Source organism: Nocardia sp. NPDC056564 (assembly GCF_042793755.1).
Taxonomy (GTDB): Bacteria; Actinomycetota; Actinomycetes; order Mycobacteriales; family Mycobacteriaceae; genus Nocardia.
The window spans coordinates 150,226-170,524 of the sequence record NZ_JBHTUR010000006.1; the positions used below are offsets into that span (position 1 = coordinate 150,226).

At 67.6% G+C, this 20,299-nt stretch carries 19 protein-coding genes; 14 read left to right on the forward strand and 5 right to left on the reverse strand.

Annotation, left to right across the window (positions count from 1 at the left end):
- From ACFQ9K_RS17765 to ACFQ9K_RS17785, 5 genes are read left to right on the forward strand one after another with little or no spacing between them, the layout of a single operon-like run.
- On the forward strand, nucleotides 1-1,788 hold the full coding sequence (locus tag ACFQ9K_RS17765; protein WP_378715658.1) for a long-chain-acyl-CoA synthetase: 1,788 nt from the start codon (nucleotides 1-3) through the stop codon (nucleotides 1,786-1,788).
- Nucleotides 1,785-2,564 carry an alpha/beta fold hydrolase gene (locus tag ACFQ9K_RS17770; RefSeq protein ID WP_378715657.1) on the forward strand — a complete coding sequence of 260 codons (780 nt, stop codon included), beginning with the start codon at nucleotides 1,785-1,787 and terminating at the stop codon, nucleotides 2,562-2,564. The genes ACFQ9K_RS17765 and ACFQ9K_RS17770 overlap by 4 nt, the downstream gene beginning before the upstream one ends.
- Nucleotides 2,554-3,030: a PaaI family thioesterase gene (locus ACFQ9K_RS17775; RefSeq protein WP_378715654.1), complete on the forward strand. Its 477-nt coding sequence runs from the start codon at nucleotides 2,554-2,556 to the stop codon at nucleotides 3,028-3,030. Before ACFQ9K_RS17770 ends, ACFQ9K_RS17775 begins: the two co-directional genes overlap by 11 nt.
- 60 nt (nucleotides 3,031-3,090) lie before the next feature.
- Nucleotides 3,091-4,506, forward strand: a complete 1,416-nt coding sequence (locus tag ACFQ9K_RS17780; RefSeq protein WP_378715652.1) for a cation:proton antiporter — start codon at nucleotides 3,091-3,093, stop codon at nucleotides 4,504-4,506.
- Nucleotides 4,503-5,279: a LuxR C-terminal-related transcriptional regulator gene (locus tag ACFQ9K_RS17785; protein ID WP_378715649.1), complete on the forward strand. Its 777-nt coding sequence runs from the start codon at nucleotides 4,503-4,505 to the stop codon at nucleotides 5,277-5,279. The genes ACFQ9K_RS17780 and ACFQ9K_RS17785 overlap by 4 nt, the downstream gene beginning before the upstream one ends.
- Nucleotides 5,280-5,283: 4 nt before the next feature.
- Here the strand turns inward: ACFQ9K_RS17785 and ACFQ9K_RS17790 are convergent, their stop codons facing one another.
- The 3 genes from ACFQ9K_RS17790 to panC are packed head-to-tail and all read right to left on the reverse strand — an operon-like array spanning nucleotide 5,284 to nucleotide 8,175.
- Nucleotides 5,284-6,150, reverse strand: a complete 867-nt coding sequence (locus ACFQ9K_RS17790) for a P1 family peptidase (RefSeq protein WP_378715647.1) — start codon at nucleotides 6,148-6,150, stop codon at nucleotides 5,284-5,286.
- Between the two features lie 12 nt (nucleotides 6,151-6,162).
- Nucleotides 6,163-7,125 carry a hypothetical protein gene (locus ACFQ9K_RS17795; protein ID WP_378715646.1) on the reverse strand — a complete coding sequence of 321 codons (963 nt, stop codon included), beginning with the start codon at nucleotides 7,123-7,125 and terminating at the stop codon, nucleotides 6,163-6,165.
- Between the two features lie 24 nt (nucleotides 7,126-7,149).
- A complete protein-coding gene (panC, locus tag ACFQ9K_RS17800) occupies nucleotides 7,150-8,175 on the reverse strand; it encodes a pantoate--beta-alanine ligase (protein WP_378983358.1) in 1,026 nt (341 codons plus the stop codon).
- 141 nt (nucleotides 8,176-8,316) lie between these two features.
- Between panC and ACFQ9K_RS17805 the strand changes: the two genes are divergently transcribed.
- From ACFQ9K_RS17805 to ACFQ9K_RS17845, 9 genes are all read left to right on the forward strand, one after another.
- On the forward strand, nucleotides 8,317-8,748 hold the full coding sequence (locus ACFQ9K_RS17805; RefSeq protein ID WP_150401184.1) for a nuclear transport factor 2 family protein: 432 nt from the start codon (nucleotides 8,317-8,319) through the stop codon (nucleotides 8,746-8,748).
- Nucleotides 8,745-10,337 (forward strand): NAD(P)/FAD-dependent oxidoreductase, encoded by a 1,593-nt coding sequence (locus ACFQ9K_RS17810; RefSeq protein WP_378715644.1) that lies wholly within the window; start codon nucleotides 8,745-8,747, stop codon nucleotides 10,335-10,337. Before ACFQ9K_RS17805 ends, ACFQ9K_RS17810 begins: the two co-directional genes overlap by 4 nt.
- A 21-nt stretch (nucleotides 10,338-10,358) precedes the next feature.
- On the forward strand, nucleotides 10,359-11,624 hold the full coding sequence (locus ACFQ9K_RS17815) for a hypothetical protein (protein WP_378715642.1): 1,266 nt from the start codon (nucleotides 10,359-10,361) through the stop codon (nucleotides 11,622-11,624).
- A 15-nt stretch (nucleotides 11,625-11,639) separates the two neighbouring features.
- Nucleotides 11,640-12,656 (forward strand): TauD/TfdA family dioxygenase, encoded by a 1,017-nt coding sequence (locus ACFQ9K_RS17820; protein ID WP_378715640.1) that lies wholly within the window; start codon nucleotides 11,640-11,642, stop codon nucleotides 12,654-12,656.
- Nucleotides 12,657-12,764: 108 nt separating this feature from the next.
- Nucleotides 12,765-14,318, forward strand: a complete 1,554-nt coding sequence (locus tag ACFQ9K_RS17825; RefSeq protein ID WP_378715639.1) for an ABC transporter substrate-binding protein — start codon at nucleotides 12,765-12,767, stop codon at nucleotides 14,316-14,318.
- Nucleotides 14,319-14,328: 10 nt separating this feature from the next.
- The gene (locus tag ACFQ9K_RS17830) at nucleotides 14,329-15,279 is read left to right on the forward strand and encodes an ABC transporter permease (RefSeq protein ID WP_378715636.1); all 951 of its coding nucleotides are present in this window, start codon (nucleotides 14,329-14,331) and stop codon (nucleotides 15,277-15,279) included.
- On the forward strand, nucleotides 15,276-16,172 hold the full coding sequence (locus ACFQ9K_RS17835; protein WP_378715634.1) for an ABC transporter permease: 897 nt from the start codon (nucleotides 15,276-15,278) through the stop codon (nucleotides 16,170-16,172). The genes ACFQ9K_RS17830 and ACFQ9K_RS17835 overlap by 4 nt, the downstream gene beginning before the upstream one ends.
- The gene (locus tag ACFQ9K_RS17840; RefSeq protein ID WP_378715632.1) at nucleotides 16,169-16,993 is read left to right on the forward strand and encodes an ABC transporter ATP-binding protein; all 825 of its coding nucleotides are present in this window, start codon (nucleotides 16,169-16,171) and stop codon (nucleotides 16,991-16,993) included. Before ACFQ9K_RS17835 ends, ACFQ9K_RS17840 begins: the two co-directional genes overlap by 4 nt.
- Nucleotides 16,990-17,763, forward strand: coding sequence for an ATP-binding cassette domain-containing protein (locus tag ACFQ9K_RS17845; RefSeq protein WP_378715629.1), 774 nt, complete (start codon nucleotides 16,990-16,992; stop codon nucleotides 17,761-17,763). The genes ACFQ9K_RS17840 and ACFQ9K_RS17845 overlap by 4 nt, the downstream gene beginning before the upstream one ends.
- A gap of 9 nt (nucleotides 17,764-17,772) precedes the next feature.
- Here the strand turns inward: ACFQ9K_RS17845 and ACFQ9K_RS17850 are convergent, their stop codons facing one another.
- Together ACFQ9K_RS17850 and ACFQ9K_RS17855 are read right to left on the reverse strand one after the other, a co-directional pair.
- On the reverse strand, nucleotides 17,773-19,083 hold the full coding sequence (locus ACFQ9K_RS17850; protein ID WP_378715628.1) for a cytochrome P450: 1,311 nt from the start codon (nucleotides 19,081-19,083) through the stop codon (nucleotides 17,773-17,775).
- Nucleotides 19,080-20,279 (reverse strand): MFS transporter, encoded by a 1,200-nt coding sequence (locus ACFQ9K_RS17855; protein ID WP_378715626.1) that lies wholly within the window; start codon nucleotides 20,277-20,279, stop codon nucleotides 19,080-19,082. The genes ACFQ9K_RS17850 and ACFQ9K_RS17855 overlap by 4 nt, the downstream gene beginning before the upstream one ends.
- Nucleotides 20,280-20,299 lie beyond the last annotated feature (20 nt).

The window sequence follows — 20,299 nt, forward strand, 5'->3', positions numbered from 1 at the left end:
GTGTCGCTGACGCATCGAATCCAGTCGTACGGAACCCTCGCCCGGGGCCTGCTCGAAGGCTCCGGGTCCCACCGCACGCTGGCCGTCGAGCTAGAGCGCAGAAGCAGGCAGGCCGCTCACGCGGCGCGCCCGTTCCTGCTCTATGAGGACCAGCAATTCGACTACGCGCAGGCCAATCGCATCGTCAACCGGATCGCCCACGCCTACCGGGCCGCGGGCGTCCGCAAGGGCGACACCCTCGCCCTGCTGATGGAGAACCGGCCCGAGTTCGTCTGGCACTACCTGGCCGCGGGCAAGCTCGGCGTCGTCGCGGCGCTGGTGAATACCCGGGCCAGGGGCGACGGGCTCGCGCACGCCATCTCGGTGTGCGGTGCGAACCACATGATCATCGGGTCGGAGTGCCTGCCCGCGTTCCTCGCGGTCCGGAATCGGCTGGCGCCCGGGCTGATCGAGCGCTGCCTGGTGGACGAGGACCGGAAGGTGCCCGCCGGGGACGCCGCCGGCCTGCTCCGGTTCGTGCAGAGCGCGACGTCCACCGATCCGGTCGAGACCGGCACGCACGCGCTCAGCGACACCGGCGCCTACATCTTCACCAGCGGCACGACCGGCCTGCCCAAGGCCGCGGTGATGAGCTACCAGCGGCTGACCACCGTCGGCCGGGTCACCGGCGCGCTCGCCTGGCGGCTGGAACCGGGCGACGTCGTCTACAACTGCCTGCCGCTGTTCCACACCAACGCCCTGGTGATCGCGCTGTCGAGCGTGCTCGCGCACGGCGCCACGCTGGCCCTCGGGCGGCGGTTCTCCGCGGGGACGTTCTGGCACGACATCCACCGCTTCGAGGCGACCGGCTTCAACTACATCGGCGAGATGTGCCGCTACCTGGTCAACACGCCGGCCGACGATCGCGAGCGCGGGCATCGGGTGCGGGTGATGGTCGGGCAGGGGTTGCAGGCCGATATCTGGACCGCGATGCAGACCCGGTTCGAGATACCGCGCATCGTCGAGATGTACGCGTCCACCGAGGGCAATATCGCCACGATCAACCTGAGCGGGGAAGTCGGGTCGGTCGGCAAGCTGCGGCTGGGTGGCAAGCTGGCGAAATGGGACTTCGAGCGCGACGACTTCGTGCGCGAGGCAGGCCGGCTGGTTCCGTGCGGGCCGGGGGAGACCGGGGTGCTGCTCGGGCCGATCCGGAAGCGGACGCCGTTCGGCGGTTATCGCGACGAAAAGGCCACGCGCGCCAAGGTTGTCACGAACGCCTTCCGCGAGGGTGACGCGCTCTACAACACCGGCGACGTGTTCCGCATCGACGCCAAGCAGAACCTGTTCTTCGTGGATCGCCTGGGTGACACGTTCCGGTACAAGGGCGAGAATGTGTCCACCACCGAGGTGCAGGAACAGCTTGTCCGGTGGCCGGGCATCGCGGCCGCCAGCGTGTACGGCGTCGAGATACCCGGGCGCGAAGGCCGCGCGGGGATGGCGGCCATCGTGCTCGCCGACGGTGCTCGATTCGACGGCGAGGCGCTGGCCGCGCACCTCGACGCGGCGCTGCCGCCCTACGCCCGGCCGGTCTTCATCCGGGTCCGGCCCACGCTGGAAACGACGGCGACGCTGAAACTGGCCAAGCTGGCGTTGCAACGCGACGGTTTCGCGTTGCGCGACGGGGAACCGATCTATGTGCGGGACGCGGGCGAGCGGGTCTATCAGGAGCTCACACCGGAGCGCTACGCGGCCATCGCCCTGGACAAGGAGGCGGCCATGACGTCAGAAGGAACTAAGCGGTTATGACATTGGAACCACTGGTCATTCACCGGTCCGGCACCGGCCCGCCGATCGTGCTGGTGCACGGCGGCATGCCCGCGGCGATGACCTGGGCGGCACAGCAGCAGCTCGCGCAGAACTGGACGCTGATCGTGCCGAATCGCCGCGGCTTCCCGCCGAGTCCGCCCGCGCCCTGGCAGGACTTCCTCGCGGACGCGGACGATGTGGCGGAGCTGATCAAGGAAATCCCCGGCGGCGCGCATCTCATCGGCTTCTCCTACGGCGGGCTGAGCGCGGTCCTCGCGGCCGAGCGGCTGCCCCACCTGGTCCGGTCGCTGACCGTGATCGAGGCCCCGTTCTGGGTCGCGGCGCCCGACGACGAATCCGTGCGCGCGCTGGCGCTGCTGTCCGATCGGTTCGCCGAGCACCCGGAGGACGCCGACGCGGAGGCGGAGTTCTTCGCGGTGTCCGGGGTCGACCCGAGCATGCTCGCCAATGTCGGCGACGACGTAAGGCACGCACTGGAATTCGGCCGCAAGCTGCGTTCCCCGCGGGAGGCCACGCCGCGGTTCGAGACGATCACCGAGGCGGGCGTGCCGACGCTGATTTTTTCCGGCGATCACAACCCCGCGCTCGAGCAAGTGTGCGATGGTCTCGCCACGCTGCTCGACGCGGAGCGCGTGCATTTGCCGGGTGCCGGACATGCCGTCCAGCACGCGCCTGGTTTCAACACGATGTGGGAATCATTTCTGAGCGCCGCGGAACAGAGCCGCGGCAACGGAGGAGGCACAGATGAGCGATGAGGCCACGATCACAGGGAACGACGAGGTCCTTGACTACACGATCGAGCTCTTTCGCAGCTTTACCCCGCCCGGCGTGACCCTCCAACTGCCTCCGCCCTCGGCGAAGGACATGGACATGCAGTTCGAAGAGTATGTGCCGAACAAGTCGCTGACCGCGACGGCCGCGGCGCCGCCGAGCTACGCGAACGCGGTCGGCATCGTGCAGGGCGGCTTCATCTCCGCGATGTTCGACAACCTGATCGGCCCGCTCAGCTACCTGACCGCGCGCGGCCCGACGACGACGCTGGAACTGACCACGCACTTCATGCGCGCGATCTTCCCCGGGCAGCGGCTGCGGCTGACCGCGACCGTGCGCAAACCGGGCCGAACGGCCATCTACATCGACGCCGAGGCGCATACCGAGGACAACAAGCTGGTGGCGATCGCACGGTCCACCGTGCAGGTACTACCGATTCCCGCCCAGTAGCCGACGGTCCACCTTCGCTCCGGCGAAGGTGGACGTCTTCGACCTCAGCGAGGTTTGCCGATGCCCTCTTTGCTCGAAATCACCGCACATTTCTTCTTGCAGGTCGCGTTCATCCTGGTGACCTGCCGCCTGCTCTGGCCGGTGTTCCGCCGCCTCGGGCAGGTCCAGGTGGTGGCCATCATGGCCGCCGGGTTCGTCCTCGGGCCATCGGTATTGGGCGCCATCTGGCCGTCCGCGCAGGAGTGGTTGTTCCCCACCACATTGAAGGTCGGCACCACCTCGATCACCCATCCGAACCTGACCGCCATCTATGTCGTCGGCCAGCTCGGCCTGGTGCTGTACATGTTCCTGGTCGGCGCCTCGTTCAAGCTGGATATCCTCCGGTCGCATCTGGGCAAGGCCGGCGCGACCTCGTTCGCCGGCATCGGTGTGCCGTTGGTGCTCGGCGGCCTGGTCGGCTGGTGGATGGTCGCCCAGGGGGACTACTTCACCGACAAGGTCGGCAACGTGCAGGGCGCGTTGTTCGTCGCGTCGGCGGTCGCGATCACCGCATTCCCGATGCTGGCCTGGATCATTCACGCCTCGGGTCTGCTGAACACCAGGCTCGGCACCATGTCGCTGTCGTGTGCGGCGTTCGACGATGCCTGCGCCTGGGTGCTGCTGGCCACGGTGGTCGCCACGACCAAGGACAGCATGTCCGGTGCGTTCCTCGCGATCTTCGGCGGGCTGGGCTACCTGCTCTTCATGACCTTCGTCGCGCGGCGCTTCCTGACCCGATTGAATACGTGGACGCCGCGCGGCGGCGATACCGAACGCACGGGCGGCATGGCGGTCACGCCGTTGGTCGTCGTGCTGATGGTGGTGCTGGTCGGCAGCTGGTTCACCGACTATGTCGGCATCTACTCGGTCTTCGGCGCCTTCGTGGCCGGCGCGGTGATGCCGCGGGGCGAGTTCCTCGACACCATCCGCGATCGGTTCGAACCGTTGGTCGCCTACCTGCTGCTGCCCGGATTCTTCATCTACTCCGGGCTCAACACCAAGCTCAGCCTCATCTTCGAGCCGAAGGTGCTCGCGGTGGCGGCGATCGTGATGGTGGTGTCGTTCGCGGGCAAGTTCGGCGCGATCGGACTCGCGGCGCGGTGGCAGGGCATGAGCTGGCGCGAGGCGGGCGCGATGGGTTCCCTGGCGAACGCCCGCGGGCTGATGGAGCTGATCCTGCTCAATATCGGCCTGACCGCGGGCCTGATCACCGGCCAGCTCTACACGATCCTCGCGCTGATGGCGATCGTCACGACCTTCGTCGCCACCCCGGTCATGCGGCTGTTCGAGCGCAGCGGCTGGAAGGAGGGGCTGGTCTTCGGGCCGTCGGGTGAGGAACACCGGACTCCCGGCGACAATCGAACCCCGGAAGAACGTCGAACTCCGGGGAAGGTGCTGGAAGTCTCTGGTGTCGACGCGACCGACGGCCCGCCATGACGATCGGGTTCGGATCGATTCAGGAAGAGCAGCTCCGCAACGGCCGTGGCCGCCGGATCGAGTTGCGCAGTCCCGGTGTGGTCCAGCCCCGGACGCTGCTGGTTGCCTCCGATCTACCGTTCGCCAGAACGGATTTCGAGGACGCGGTGGCGGTCAGCGAGAGTTTCGCGCTGGCGGGAACCTGCGCCTGGCCCGAGGTGGTGGACCGGGCCGTGCGCTGGCGCCCGGACGTGGTGGTGCTCGACGCCTCGGCGGGACGCCTGGACGGGCTGGCCGAGACGGTGGCCCGGCTGCGCGAATTGGCGCAGGCGCCGATGATCACGCTGCTAGTGGATCACGGTGCGGCCAAGGCGGATATCGATCAGGTCGACGCCGTGGTGGCGCTCGACCGCGGGGTGCCCGCGGTGCTGGAGGTGCTCGAGGTGCTGATCTCGGGCGCGGTGCTGGCGATGGCGCCGCAGCCGGATCGGGTGCACGGCGACGTGAGCGTGGACTACGACGTGCGGCAGTGCCTTTCGCCCCGCGTGCGGCCCCGCATGGCCAAGGATTACGAAGTGCGGCAGCGGCTTTCGACGCTGACCAAGCGGGAGCGGGAGATCCTGCGGCTGGTGGTCGACGGGCTGTCCAATCGCGAGGTCGGTTCCCGGCTCTACATCAGCCCGGAGACGGTGAAGGAATACGTCAGTCGCATCCTGGCCAAGCTGAAGGTGACCAGCCGGATCGAGGCCGCCGTGGCCGCGGTCCGCGCGGAGTTCGACAATGGCGATTGGTAGGCGGCTACCTCGGCGCGGCCGCGACCGAGCGGATGGCCTCGGTCACGGCGGCCAGGGCCATCAGGCGCACCAGGTCGACCTCGGCGGTGACGGGTCCGGTTGCGGCAGCGATGAATCCGTCGCCGTCGAAGCGGCCGTGCGGCGGGGTGAGGGCGCGCGACAAACCGTCGTGCGCGCCCTGCGCCACGATGTGGCAGCCGACCTTGTCCAGCCGGGCGTTGGTGATCACCGTGCCGATCGTCGTGTGCATCCGGGCGGCGGGATCGACCAGGTCCCTGCGGGTGACCGAGTCCAGGGTGATCTCCGCGATGCCGTCGTCGATGTCGCCGAACGCGTTGACCACGCACAGCGCGCCGACGACGAGCTCGCCGCTGCGGCGCTCGACGTAGGCGAGCCCGCCGGGCCTGCGCTGCGCCGCGCCGCGCCAGTGCGCGGTGTACGCCCCGGTGCCTGCCCCGATGCGGCCGTTGAGCAGCTGCTCACCGGCGCTGGCGCGCGCGGCGGCATAACCACGTTCGGCGGTCGGCCGCGCCTTCGGGTCGCCCGCGCTCAGATCGAACAGCGCCATCGCGGGCACGATCGGCACCTTGCCGCCCGGGGTCGGGATGCCGCGGCCGATCTCCTCCAGGTAGCGCATGACGCCGTCGGCGGCGGCAAGACCGAAGGCCGAGCCGCCGGTCAGGACGACCGCGTCGATGCAGGGCACGGTCTTGTCCGGGGCCAGCACGTCGGTTTCGCGGCTGGCCGGCGCGCCGCCGCGCATCTCGCAGGAGGCGACCGTCCACTCCGGCAGGATCAGGACGGTACAGCCGGTTTCCCCGTGCGGATCGGTCCAGTGGCCGACCCGCACGCCGGGAATGCTTATCGTCATACCCACCTCGGTTCAGGAATTCTCGTTCGCGATCACGACGAAGAAGTCGTCCGTCGTGGTCGGGAAGCCCATGCGCCGCACATCGGTCGGCAGCGGCTGGTAGTCGAACAGTTGCCGCTCGTTGTAGGCGAACAACTCCGTGCCCGTTCGTCCAGCGGAGTAGATCGAGACGCTCTTCGTCCAGGCCGCCTCGCTCGGATCGGCTACCGGAAAACGCGCGACATTCTTGTACCGATCCGCGTCGTCGGTGTTGCGGTAGGGCGGCCGGATGGCCGAATTCGCGTCGGCGGTCCAGTGCTCGTCCCCGTAGTCGGCCGCGGCGGCGGTGAAAACCGACAGCCACGGGCCCCACGAGGTCAATATCTCGGACGGTGTGCGACTGCTCTCCGCGCGGGTCTGCAATTGCTTGCCGAATTCGTCGTTCGTGGTGAGCACGTGCGGCCGGTCCGCGGGCAGGGGAGTCGCGGTGACGGAATCACGGCCGTCGAACGCGACCACGAACGCGTCGCGCGCGTCGGCGACCACGAGCTGGAATGCGGGCAGTTGCCGCGAGCTGTCCAGCGCGGGCAGCAAGTCCTTTTCGAACAGTTCGACGGCGTGCCGGGCGGAATCGGCGGTCGCGCCGTCGATCGGCAGCCCGCTCGGCGCGGTGAATTCATTGTCGGCGAGTGCGTTGTCGTCCCAGCCCGCCGAGCAGAGACGGCAATAGACGCCGGTGCGGCGATTGAATGCGAGCCAGGTTCCGCCGTCGATGTCGAGCCCGCCCTCGACGTCGGCAACCGCCGGGTTGTTCGCGGCTTGGATCGTGAATACGCGTTCGCGCAGATAGGGGTTCACCCGCCAATGCGGGCCGTAGGAAAAACGGTGCTCCAGCCCGAGTTTCCGGGCCGCCTCGAAACCGTGCGGCCGATAGATCGACTGATCTCTGGCTTCGACGGCGACGAATCGCTCATGCTGTCGGTCGAGCAGAAACATACAAGTGCACATTGTATTTCCGTTTCACGTTCCCTGAGTGTCGTTCAGGGTCAAGGATATGTTGTCGATGAGCCTGGTATTGCCGATGTGCGCCGCGACGAGGAGCCGGGCCGGACCGGATTCCGGCGCGGGTCCGAGTTCGGGGTCGCGCAATTCGAGATATTCGACGTCGATCCCGGCGGCGGAATCGAGGACCGCGCGGGCGGCGGCCAGCACCGCGGCGCCGCCGGCCGGACCCGACCGCGCACCGGCCCGCAGCGCCGTCGGCAGGGCGACGGCGGTTTCCCGCTCGGCCGGGGCGAGATACCGGTTGCGCGAGGACAGGGCCAGACCGTCCGGCTCGCGCACGGTCGGGACACCGACGACGCGGATGCCGAAGTTCAGGTCCCGCACCATCTGCTGGATCAAAATCAGCTGCTGATAGTCCTTTTCGCCGAAGTAGGCCACGGTCGGCTCGACGATCTGCAGCAACTTCGCGACCACGGTCAGCATGCCGCCGAACAGCACGGGCCGGGTCGCGCCGCAGAGTTGGGTGCCGAGCGGGCCCGGCACCACGGTCGTGCGCGGGCCCTCCGGATACATGCCCGCGGGCGATGGTGCGAACACCGAACGCACGCCGGCCTCGCGGAGTAGGGCGAGGTCGGCATCCAGCGTCCGCGGATATTTGTCCAAATCCTCGTCTGCCCCGAATTGTAATGGGTTGACAAATATCGAGACAATGACCTCGGATTTGCTTTCCCGGGCCTGCTCTACCAATGCGAGATGGCCGTCGTGCAGGGCGCCCATTGTGGGCACGAGGGCAACGTCTCGACCGCTGTTCCGCAGTGCGAGCGATACACTGGACATTGCCGCGGGATCATGATGAACAGCCAATGCGTGGTCCGCATAATTGCTGTCGCTGCGTCGCTCCAAGATTCTCCCTTCTGATTGTTCGAAACGTGCTCCGGCAGCTGACACGGGGGTATGGATGAACCACTCCGACCGTACCCGAACAAGGCCGTCGGCGCATCGGTTCGGAACATGATGAATAGTTTGTTGATGAATCATCATTTGGCCTTTCAGACAAACTCGGGACTGTTGCCTGAGGTGCGCTGGCCGTGTTATCGTTCCTAACGGAAGAAACACTATCGGCGGCCCAGAGGAGGGCCCTGGCGGCCCGGCAGTCTCCTCGCGGGAATTAGACGGGTGCTCATGGTTACACAAGCGGAAACAAACGCCGGGAAACCGGTCGGCGACAATGCGGCCGATCCGAGTCCGACCGAAATCGAATTCGAGCAGTGGCGCGCGCTGAGCGCGGGCACGGGTGCGGAATTCTACGATGGTGTGCTAGCCGACGACGCGGTGCTGGCCGTGCCGTCCCCGCACTCCTCGCTCTCGCGGCAGATCGCCTTGAACGCGGTCGCGGGCGCGCCGCCGATCGAAACGTATCAAATACTCGAATTCCATGAACGGCCACTCGGTCCGGACGGTTATATCGTCTTCTATGAAATGTATCAGAAGCGGGTAGGGCTGGACGGAATATATGCCGCTATTTCTACGGTGTATATCCGCCGGGATAATCGCTGGCAGATGCAATATCATCAGCAGACGCCGATCAACCGCGGATCGGGCGAGCAGCGATGAGCCGCGAATTCGATGTCCTGATATTGGGCTCCGGGCTCTCCGGCAGTTCGTTGTCGCTGTGTCTGCAAGCGGCCGGATTGCGTACCTGCCTGGTCGATCCGAAACCGCACCCGCGCTTCGCCATCGGTGAATCGACGATTCCGAACACCTCGAAGCTCTACAAACTGATGAGCATCAAATACCGGGTGCCGGAACTGGCCGTGCTCTCCTCGTTCGACAACCTCATCGGGTCGGTCGGCACCTGCGGCATGAAGAACAACTTCGGCTTCGTCTATCACGAGCCCGGCGGCATCGCCGATCGCGTGCACCAGTTCCCGCTGTCGGAAATCGTGGAGACCGAATCGCACCTCTACCGGGCCGACGTCGACCACTGGCTGGCGCTGCGGGCCGTCGACTACGGCGCCGTTCTGCTGGAGGGCGTCGGCACCCGCAACCTCGACATCACCGAGCAGGGCGTGCGCTTCGAAGGCGATGAGGGCACCGAGATCTCGGCCGAATACGTCGTCGACGCGGGCGGGCGCAACTCGCCGCTCGCCGCGGCGCTCGGCCTGCGCACCACGGAAGGCCTTCGGACCCAATCGAAGTCGATCTTCACCCACATGACCGGCGTGATCCCGTTCGACGAGATCACCGCCGTGCACGGGCCGCGCGAATGGCACACGGGCACACTGCATCACGTCTTCGACGGCGGCTGGATGTGGGTGATCCCGTTCGACAACAACGCGAAATCGACCAACCCGCTGTGCAGCGTCGGCATCACCTGGCGCATCGACGACGGCGACGAGCGGCCGATCGCGAACCCGCAGCAGGCCTTCGACGATTTCCTGGCGACCTACCCGGAGATCGGCAAGCAGTTCGAACGGGCCGAGAACGAGCGCGACTGGATCAGCGCGGGCAGGTTGCAGTACTCCTCCACGCAGACCGTCGGCGATCGCTGGTGCCTCACCTCGAACGCGGCCGGCTTCATCGATCCGCTGTTCTCCCGCGGCATGCAGAACACGGCCGTGGTGGTGGATCGCCTGGCCGAGCGGCTGATCGAGCAGTTCGAGGGCGGGTTCACGCCCAAGACCTTCGACGACATCGAACATATGCAGTCCAGTCTGATCGAGGAGAACGACTTCATCGTCGGCAACGCCTTCCGGTCGTTCACCGACTATCGGCTCTGGAACGCGTGGTTCCGGGTGTGGCAGGTCAATCAGGTGACCGGCACCATGCGCACCGAGAGCAGGCTGCGCCAGGTCACCGAGCTGGCCGCGGCGCGCGGCGCCGGAACCGATCCGCTGCCGAAGGCCGACGCGGCGCCGGGCGCGGGGCTGGACGGCTTCATCGATGCGTTCTACCTGAAGTCCGATCGCATCATGGAGTCCTACTGGAACAAGGAAACCAGCCTGGAAACCGCGGTGGCGGAATTCGAAAAGCTGTTCGCCGACGTCGATTTCCTGCCGCCGTCGTTCGGTTTGACGGATCTGTCGCAGCCCTACTTCGACATCGATATGGACAAAGTGGCGAGCGCGATCGCGTGGGCGCGCGAGGCTCGGCCGGGCATCCGCGAGCTCTACCTCGGCGGACTCCCGGCCGCGGAGAGTTAGGTGGATATGAATGGTGTAGCGGTGTCGTCGTACAGCGACCGGGTGGCGACGGCCGTCACCGGATCGCTGAAAGGCCTGCTCCGATTCGACCGCACCATGGTGACGGCACTGGACGGTCTGGAACGCGACGAAACCGACCAGCCCATCGTGGTCGTCCTGCGCGCCTATATGTATCTGCTCGGTGGCGTCCGGCCGCCGGCCGACGTGGTCGAGGCGCTGCGCCGCATCGATTCGACCCAGGTATCCGTGCTGGAATCGGCGCACCTCGACGCGATCCGGCACCTGCTGCACGGCGCCTACGGTCAGGCGGGGGACACGCTGCTGGCGATCTCCCGGCAATTCCCGGCCGACGAACTCGCCTTGGCCGCCGGACATCAGGTCGATTTCCTCACCGGCGCGACCGAAACGCTGCTGTCCCGCCTGGCCGGCAGCCCGCTGCTGACCGAGGGCGCCGCGGAGAACTTCCCGTACCTGCTGGCGATGCTCGCCTTCGCCTATGGCGAGAACCACCAATTCGCCGAGGCGTACACGGCCGGTAGCCGAGCGTTGGCCCTCGCCCCGGACGACAACCCGTGGGCGGTGCACGCCTGTGCGCACGCACTGTTCGAGTCGCGGGACAATCACGCCGTCGCCGAGCTGCTGTCCTCGACTCGCAGCCGGTGGAACTCCGAAAGCTGCCTGCTGCGAACGCATCTCAGCTGGCATCACGCGCTGAACTCGATGGCCGAAGCCGATCACGACGCGCTGGCCGGGCTCACCGCCGAGGTCACCCGGGTGCTGGAAACCGAGTGCTCGGCCATGCAATTCTGTGACGCCGTCTCGCTGCTGTGGCGCCTGCGGCTGGCCGGTATCGCGGGCCCGGACGACTTCGCGGCCGTGGCCGACAAGGCCCTGGAAATCCGCGGCGCCTCCAACTCGGCATTCGTCGATCTGCATGTCCTGCTTGCCGTCATCGGCGCCGATCTGCACGATCTGGCCGCCCGGCTGGCGCAGGAGATCGGCGCGGACGCGACGGATACCGCGGCACATCTGATCGGCACCCGTCGCACCGCCGTCGGGGTGGCCGAGAGTTTCTCGTACTACTGCCGATCGAACCCCGAGGAGGCCGCGCGGCGACTGATCTCGGTCCTGCCCGCGGTGGTCGGGGTCGGCGGCAGCATGGTTCAACGCGATCTCGCGCTGGAACTACTGCTCACCTGCGATCACGGCCGCGGATCGGACCTGCTGATTCCCGCCGAGGTCGGTCTCGACAGACGTCCACTGGTGACGTACCTACGCTCGCGATAGGAATGATCGAACGACATGGTTAACGCATCGTCTCCCATCTGCACCGACATCCTCACCGGCCCGGCCGCCTGGCGGAGCAGCGACTACACCGACCAGGACCAGTGGACGACGCCGCTGACCCCGGATGATGTGAGCGAGTTGTTCGCGGCGTTACGGCACAGCAGGCAGACCGGCAAGGAACTCGGCGACATCACCCGCGCGGACTTTCCGCTCGATCGCCTCGCCACCAAACTGGCGGCGGTGTCCCGCGAGCTCGTCGACGGCCGCGGATTCGTGGTGCTGCGCGGATTTCCGATCGCGTCCGAACTCGCGCGCTCCGATATCGAACTCATGTACTGGGGGCTGTGCGCGCATCTCGGGCCCGCGGTGACCCAGAACGGTCTGGGCGAAATCATGGTGCCGGTCAAGAACTACGGCAACGGCGGACTGCTGAACGCCTCCACCCGCGGTTACCAGACCAGCGAAGCGCTGCCGTTCCACACCGACAGCTCCGACATCGTCGGACTGCTGTGCCTGCGTTCCTCGGGCAAGGGCGGCGACAGCAGCATCACCAGTTCGGTGACCATCCACAACGAACTGCTCCGTCATCATCGGGAGCTGCTCGGCCTGTACTACGCCGGCTTCTATTACGACCGGCGCGACGAGCAGGCCGACGGCGAGCGGCCGTACTACCGCAATTCCGTGTATGCCTGGCACGAGGGCAGGCTCACCTGCCGGTATTACGTCCGGCATTTCATCGAGTCGGCCGCCGAGCGTTTCGATCTGGATCTGTCCACGGTGGAACGGCTGGCGCTCAAAACCTTTGAATCGATCGCCGACCGGCCCGAACACAAGGTCACCATGCAGATTCGGCCCGGTGATATACAATTCCTCAACAATAATGTCGTCGTGCACGCCCGCACCGCCTTTGTCGACACCGATCAGGTCGCCCGGGAGTTGTTGCGGGTCTGGCTCAACCCATTCGGCGCGCCCGCCGCGCCTCCCGGACATGCTACGTTCCGGGAAGGTATGCCGCAGAAGCAGATTCGCTGAACCGACGGCGCCGGACGGCGCCCGCTCGCTCGTTCATCCCCGCACCGAGATCAGGAGTACCGAATTGCAGTCTCGTCATATGTCTCGTCGCACCCGCCGGGGTGTGCTGTGAGGCGCGGTCGTTCGCTTGCTGTTGTCGCGCTGGCCGTTACGGTCGGCCTATGGAGCGTCGCGTGCGGGACCGGCGGTGAGGTCGGAACGGAGGCGAGCAATACCACCCAGTCGGCGACGCCGCCGGACGATCAGCTGAACCTGAACGGCACCGCGAACGTCCGCTTCGCGCTGGAGCCGGTCAGCCTGAACACCTTCACCACGGCGGGCGTCGCGCTCGATCAGGCGTTGCTGGACAACGTCTATCAGGGCATGGTGACGGTCGACGGAAACGCCAAGGACAAGATCGTGCCCGCGCTGGCCACCTCGTGGGACCAGTCGCCGGACGGCCTGACCTACACCTTTCACCTGGTGCAGAACGCGAAGTTCCACGACGGCGCGCCGCTGACCTCGGCGGACGTCGTGTGGTCGTTGCAGCAGGTGACCGCGCCGGGCTCGAAGTCGTTGCGCGCGCAGGACTTCACCGCCGTGGCCGATGTGTCGGCACCGGACCCGGCCACGGTGACCATCCGGTTGAAGCAGCGCGACACCAACCTGCTGTGGAATCTGACCCAGCGCGGCGGCATCGTCTACAAGACCGGCACCGACTTCGCCGCGCTGGACGGCGCGGACAACGGTTCCGGGCCGTTCCGGGTGACCCAGTGGAACCGTGGCTCCACCCTCACCCTGTCCAGGGTGGACGGCTACTGGGGTCCCGCGCCGAAGGTGGCGAAGGTGGTGTTCCACTACATCATCGACGCCAATACCGCCAACAACGCGGAGCTGACCGGCCAGATCGACATCCAGACCGCGACCGACCCGACGCTGCTGTCGGCGTTCACCGGTAACGACAAATTCGACATCCTGCGCGGCAACAGCACCGACGAATACACCCTCGCGTTCAACGAGGCCAACCCGATCTTCGCGAATCCGGATGTGCGCCACGCGATTCGACAGGCGCTGGACAAGAAGGCGATCATCAAGGCGGTCGGCGCAGGCATCCAGATCAGTGGCCCGGTGCCGCCGCAGGACCCCTGGTACGAGGACCTCACCTCGATCGACCAGTACAATCCGGACAACGCGAAGAAGCTGCTCGCGGCCGCGGGCTACGGCAACGGCCTGACGCTGACGCTGGAGTTCCCGAACCACTACGTCGTCGCGCTGAGCGACATCCTGGTCTCCAACCTGAAGGACGTCGGCATCACGCTCAACGTCCGCTCGGTGGAATTCCAGACCTGGCTGTCGAAGGTGTACAAGAATCACGACTACGAGCTCAGCGTGGTCAATCACGCGGAAGCGCACGACGTGAACAACTACGCCCGCGCCGACTACTACTTCGGTTACAACAACCCGCAGGTCCAGCAGTGGTACAAGGACGCGCTGACCGCGGAGACCGAGGACGCCCGCAACGCGCTGCTGAAGAAGATGACCCGGCAGATCTCCGAGGACGCGCCCTGCGATTGGTTGTTCCTGGTCGAACTGAATACGGTGGTACGCAAGGGTATCTACGGAGTCCCGCAGCACGAGACCAACAACCGGTTCCCGGCGACCAAGCTTGCGGTGGCCAAGTGACGGAGGTGTTTTGCTCTGGTATCTGATCCAGCGAGCCGGGCTGTTCCTGGTGTCGCTTGCGGTGGCGAGCGTGCTCATCTTCGGGATGCTGCGCTTGCTGCCCGGCGATGTCGCGGCCACCGTCGCCGGCTTGCAGGCGACACCGGAGCAGATCGCGGCCATCCGGACCGACCTCGGCCTGGATCGGTCGCTGCCCGCGCAGTACCTGTCCTGGATCGGCGGGGTGTTCAACGGTGACTTCGGTCATTCACAGCTGAACGGAACGTCGGTCGGCGCCGAACTGGAGCAGAAGCTGGCCGTCACCGGCCCGCTGATCGTCGGATCACTGCTGATCGCACTGGGTCTGGCGATCCCGCTCGGCACCTGGGCGGCCGTGCGGCATCGCAGCCGGACCGGCGAGGCGGCCAACGCGCTGTCCCAGCTCGGCATCGCGGTGCCGGGTCTGTGGCTGGCCATGCTGTTGATCCTGGTGTTCGCGGTGGAGCTGAAACTTCTCCCGGCACAGGGCTTTCCGGCCGATCGCTGGGCCGACCCCGGCGCCGCGATCCGCAGCCTGATCCTGCCGTGCGTGACGCTGGGCATCTCCGAGGGCGCGGTGTTGTTCCGCTTCGTGCGCTCGGCGATCCTCGGCGTGCTGTATTCGGAGTATCTGCGGACCGCGCGGGCCAAGGGACTCACCCGGACCCAGGCGTTGGTGCGGCACGGTTTTCGCAATGCCGCGCCCTCGGTGGTGTCGATCCTCGGGCTGCAATTCGCGGTCCTGATCGTCGGGGCCGTGGTGATCGAGCGGGTGTTCACCCTGCCGGGCGTGGGCAGCATGCTGCTCTCCGATGTGGCGAACCGGGACCTGGTGAAGGTCCAGGGCGAGGTGCTGCTGATCGTCAGCGCGGTGCTGGCCATCGGCTTCGCCGTCGACATCGTGCACCGGCTCATCGACCCGCGGCTGGAGGCCACGCTGTGATTCACGCCGTCAACCGACCCAAATGGCTGCGCAGGCGGCGTGCGGTGCAGGTCGCGCTCGGCGCGCTGATCCGGCGGCCGAGCGGGATCTTCGGCCTCGCCGTGGTCGGCACGCTGGTGGTCGCCAGCCTGATCGCGCTGTGCTGGACGCCGTACGACCCGCAGGCGACCAATCCGAGCAAGGCGTGGTTGCTGCCGTTCAGCGACGGCCACCTGCTCGGCACCGACCGGGTCGGGCACGACGTGTTCAGCCAGTTGCTGGCCGGCGCCTGGCAGACGCTCGCGGTGGCGCTGGTGGTCGCGGCGATCGCGGGCACGCTCGGCCTGATCCTGGCGCTGGGCGCGCAGCTGACGCCGCACGCGGTCGGCTCGGTGGTGGTGCAGCTGATCGACATCATGATCGCGTTCCCGGCGCTGCTGCTGGCGATGGTGCTCGCGGCGGTCTACGGCGGATCGATGCTGACCGTGGCGGTGGCCATCGGCATCAGCTCGGGCGTCGCGGTGGCGCGGGTGGCGCGCGGTGAGGTAGCTCGGGTACTGACCAGCGATTTCGTGCTCGCCGCGCGGGCGGCGGGCGCGTCCACCGCGCGGATCGTGCGCAAACACCTGCTGCCCGCGATCGCGCCGACGTTGATCGTGCAGCTGTCCTGGGTGATGGCCCTGGCCGTGCTCGCCGAGGCGGCGCTGACCTACCTCGGGTACGGCAGCTCGCCGTCCGCGCCGTCCTGGGGCGGCATCCTGCGCGCACAACAGGACTACATCAAGGTGCGGCCGCTGCTCGTGGTGTGGCCGGGCCTGGCGGTGGCGCTCACCGTGCTCGGCTTCAATCTGCTGGGTGACGCCCTGCGCAGCGTCACCGATCCGCGGCTGCGCAAAGGGGTGCCGACGCCATGACGCTGCTGCGAGTGACCGACCTGACGGTCGAGATCGACGGCCGGGTCCTGCTGGACAAGGTCGGCTTCGGGGTCGAGGCCGGCGCCCGGCTCGGGCTGATCGGCGTCTCCGGATCCGGCAAATCCCTGCTCGCCCTGGCGATCATGGGCCTGCTGCCGGAGGAGGCGCGGGTGCGCGGCAGCATCCTGCTCGACGGCGTCGAGCTGCTCGGGCGCAGCGACCGCGCGCTGTCGAAGATCCGCGGCAGCCGGATGGCCATGGTGTTCCAGGAACCGCTGTCGGCGTTGAATCCGCTGATGCGGGTGGGCAGGCAGATCGCGGAACCGCTTCGGCTGCACCAGGGTATGGGCCGGCGGCAGGCGCTGGCCGCGGCGACCGAGCTGGCCGCCCGGGTCGGGCTGCCGGATCCGGCGAACATCGTGCGCGCCTTTCCCCATCAGCTCTCGGGCGGGCAGCGCCAGCGGGTCGGCATCGCGATGGCCCTGGCCGCGAAGCCCGCGCTGCTGATCGCGGACGAACCGACGACGGCCCTGGATGTCACGGTGCAGGCCGAAATCCTCGCGCTGCTCGCGGATTTGGTGGACGAGGAAGGCTCGGCGCTGCTGTTCGTCACGCACGACCTCGCCGTGCTGGCACAGGTGACGCGGCGCGTGCTGGTGCTGGGGAAGGGGCAGGTGCTCGAAGACGGCGACCTGACCGAGATCCTGCACGGGTCCAGCGACCCGTATCTGCGTACGCTGCTGGATGTGGCGCGGGCCACGTCGTTCCGGCGGGCGAGCACGCTCGGCGTCGACAGCGGTTCTCCGGAGGTGGTGTCGTGATCCTGCTCGAGGCAACGGGTTTGCGCCGGTCGTTCCGGCTGCCGCGGACCAGCCTGCGGCACGCGCCGCCGATCCGGCATGCGGTGCGCGAGGTCAGCCTGTCCCTCGCCGAAAGCAGTCACCTGGGCATCGTCGGCGAATCCGGTTCCGGGAAGTCGACGTTGCTGCGGTTGCTGCTCGCTCTCGATCGGCCGGACGCGGGGCAGGTCCGATATCAGGGCAAGCCGGTGGCCGGTCGCGATCTGGCCTGGTTCCGCCGGGAAGTGCAGGTGGTGCTGCAAGATCCGCTGAGTTCGCTGGATCCGCGGATGATCGTCGGCGATTCGATCGCCGAACCCCTGGAGTGCCTGCGAATTCCGGGCAGTCACGACTATCGGGTGGCCGAGCTGCTGGTCGCGGTCGGGCTGGAACCCGATGCGGCGCTGCGGTATCCGCACGAGTTCTCCGGCGGACAGCGGCAGCGCATCGCGATCGCCCGCGCGCTGGCGCCGAATCCGAAGGTGCTCGTCGGTGACGAACCGTTTTCCGCCCTGGACGCGTCCACCCGGGCCCAGATCATCGAGCTGCTGCGGGATCTGGTGCAGCGGTTCGGGCTGTCGTTGATCCTGGTCTCGCACGACGTCGGCGTCGTCCAGCAGCTGTGCGATCAGCTGCTGGTGATGAAGGACGGGGAGATCGTCGAGCGTGGCGCCACCGAGACGGTGCTCGAACATCCGGAGCATCCGTACACGCGGGCCCTGCTCGACGCGGTTCCCGTGTTGCCCTTCTGAATTCGCCGGTCAGGGCAGCGCGGTGAGCACGATCCGGGCACCGCGGGCGGGCACGTTGGTGATGTTGCGGACCCGTCCGCGCTCCGGCTCGCCGGGCAGCGTGAGCTGATAGCGCGTCAGCACTGCACGCAGCACCACGGCGCCCTCCATCAAGGAGAACCCCGCCCCGATGCAGCGGCGAACCCCGCCGCCGAACGGCAGCCAGGTGTTCGGCGCGACCGAGCCGTCCAGGAAGCGGTCCGGTCGAAAGCGTTCCGGCGCCGGGTGATTCGCCGGATTCTGGTGCGCGAGCACGATCGAGGTGGACACCCTGGTGTCGCGGGGCAGCGATACCCCGCCGATCGTCATGTCCCTGGTCAGCTGCCGCTGCACCCGGCCGATCACCATGCGGTGGCGCAGGGCCTCCTTCACCACCGCCTCCAGGTACTTGTCGTCCCCGTCCCTGGCCGCCTGCCTGGCCCGCTCCTGCACCTGCGGCGCGGCGGCCAGCTCGTGCAGCGCCCACGACAGCGCCGACGCGGTGGTCTCGTGCCCGGCGAGCAGCAGCGTGACCAACTGGTCGCGCAGCTCCGCGTCGCTGAGCGGTTCGGTGGCGGGGTCGTTGCCGGAGCCGACCGCGAGCAGCCGGGACAGCACGTCGGCGCGCTGATCGATCTCCGGATGGGCCCGGCGGCCGGCGATCTCGGCGTAGAGCAGCTCGTCGATGCCGGTCAGCGTGGCGCTGAACCGCTGCCACGGCCCGAAGCGTTGCAGCCACGGCCATTTCCAGCCGAGCAGCACCACCGGACTGATATCGGTGACCCGGCGCAGCTGCGGGGTCAGCGCGTCCCGGCGCCGCTCGTCGGCGACGCCGAAGACCACCTGGGTGATCACGTCGAGCGTGAGCTCCTCCATGCGGCCGAGGATGTGCTCGGTCGTCCCGGCGCGCCACCGCTCCACCTGCGTCTTGGCGATGTCCTCGACCAGCGCGCGATAGCCGCTCAGCGCCGCGTTGTTGAACGCGGGCAGCAGCAGCCTGCGCGCGCGGGCGTGTTCGCTGCCGTCGGTCAGCAGCACCGAATGCTCGCCCATGATCATCGCGAGTTCCCGATACGCCTCGCCCGCATGCAGATCCGCCGGGTCGGAGGCGAAGATCTCCTTGATGTGCTCCGGCCGGGAGAACACCACGATCCGCGCCGGATACGGGGGCAACAGCCGCACGGTGAACACATCCCCGAAGCGCCGCGCCTGCGCGCCAAGGAACTGGGCATGCCGCTTGGTGTGCAAGACGGTCTGCAGCAGTCGCGGTAGCCGCGGGGCCGGTGGGTAAGTGCCGGTCATGGGGTGGTCCTTTCCGCCGGGTCGTGCTGGAGCCGTTCCGTCGCCGGCGCGCGCCGCCCGAGGACCTCGATCACGAGGAGGGCGACCGCACTGAGTGTCGCGGCGGCGATCGGAAGGGCGAAGGGACTGAACAGCGCCAGGGTGATGCCGCCGGCGATGCTGCCGAGGGTGACGCCCAGGTAGGTGGAGGACGAATTGAGCGCGAGCACCTGGGTCGCCGAATCCGGTGCGGCGTCGAGCAGCATCGTCTGCATGGCGGGGGTGTTCCAGTAGAGGGAGAACGACCACACCAGCGTCAGCGCCACCAGCACCACCATCGGGATGGGGGCGAAGGTGGTCAGGACGGCGAAGGCGATCATGGTGCTGAGGAACAGCCCGAAGCCGATGCGCAGCGCCGTCGACGCGCCCTTCTTGTCCACGTAGATGCCGCCGGCCACCGAACCGATCAGACCGGCGGTACCCGCCACCGCGAACAGCAGACCGCGCTGGCGCAGTGACGAATTCGAGAAGTCGGCGGCGAACGGGCCGAAGTAGGTGAACATCATCAGCGCGCCGCCGAGCAGGATCGTGTTGCCCAGCAACACCGTCAGCACGGGCCTGCTGGACAGCGCCGCGAGATGCGTTCGGGCCGAGACCAACTCGCCCGGCACCCGCAGCTGCCCGCGCACGCAGAACAACAGCGCCATCGACAGCACGCTCAATCCGGCGAAGGCGACGAAGTTGCCCCGCCAGCTGAAGACGCTGGCGCAGAGCGTGCCGAACGGGACGCCGACCGCGAGCGCGCCGACGATGCCGGTGGACACGATGCCGATGTAGGCGCTGCGCTTCTCCGGTGGGGCCAGCGTGGGCGCGAGCGCGAACATCGCGGGCAGGCACGCGGCCGCCGCCCCCGCGGCGATCACCCGCAGGATCATCAACTGCCAGAACGAATCGACCACGGCGGCGAGCAGATTCGCGATGGTGAACACGACCGAGGCGCCGACGAAGACGCCGAGCCTGCTGCGCCGGGCGGAGGCGAACGCGATCAGTGGCGCGCCGAGCACCAGCACCAGCGAGTAGGCCGAAACCAGCTGGCCCGCCGTGGATTCGGAGATGCCCAGGTCGGCGGCGAGTTCCGGGAGCACGCCCGCGATCATGTAATCGTCGGTGTAGAAGACGAATACGGCGAAGGTGATCGCTATCAACCAGAACGGCATCGGGCCTCCAGTGGGACGGG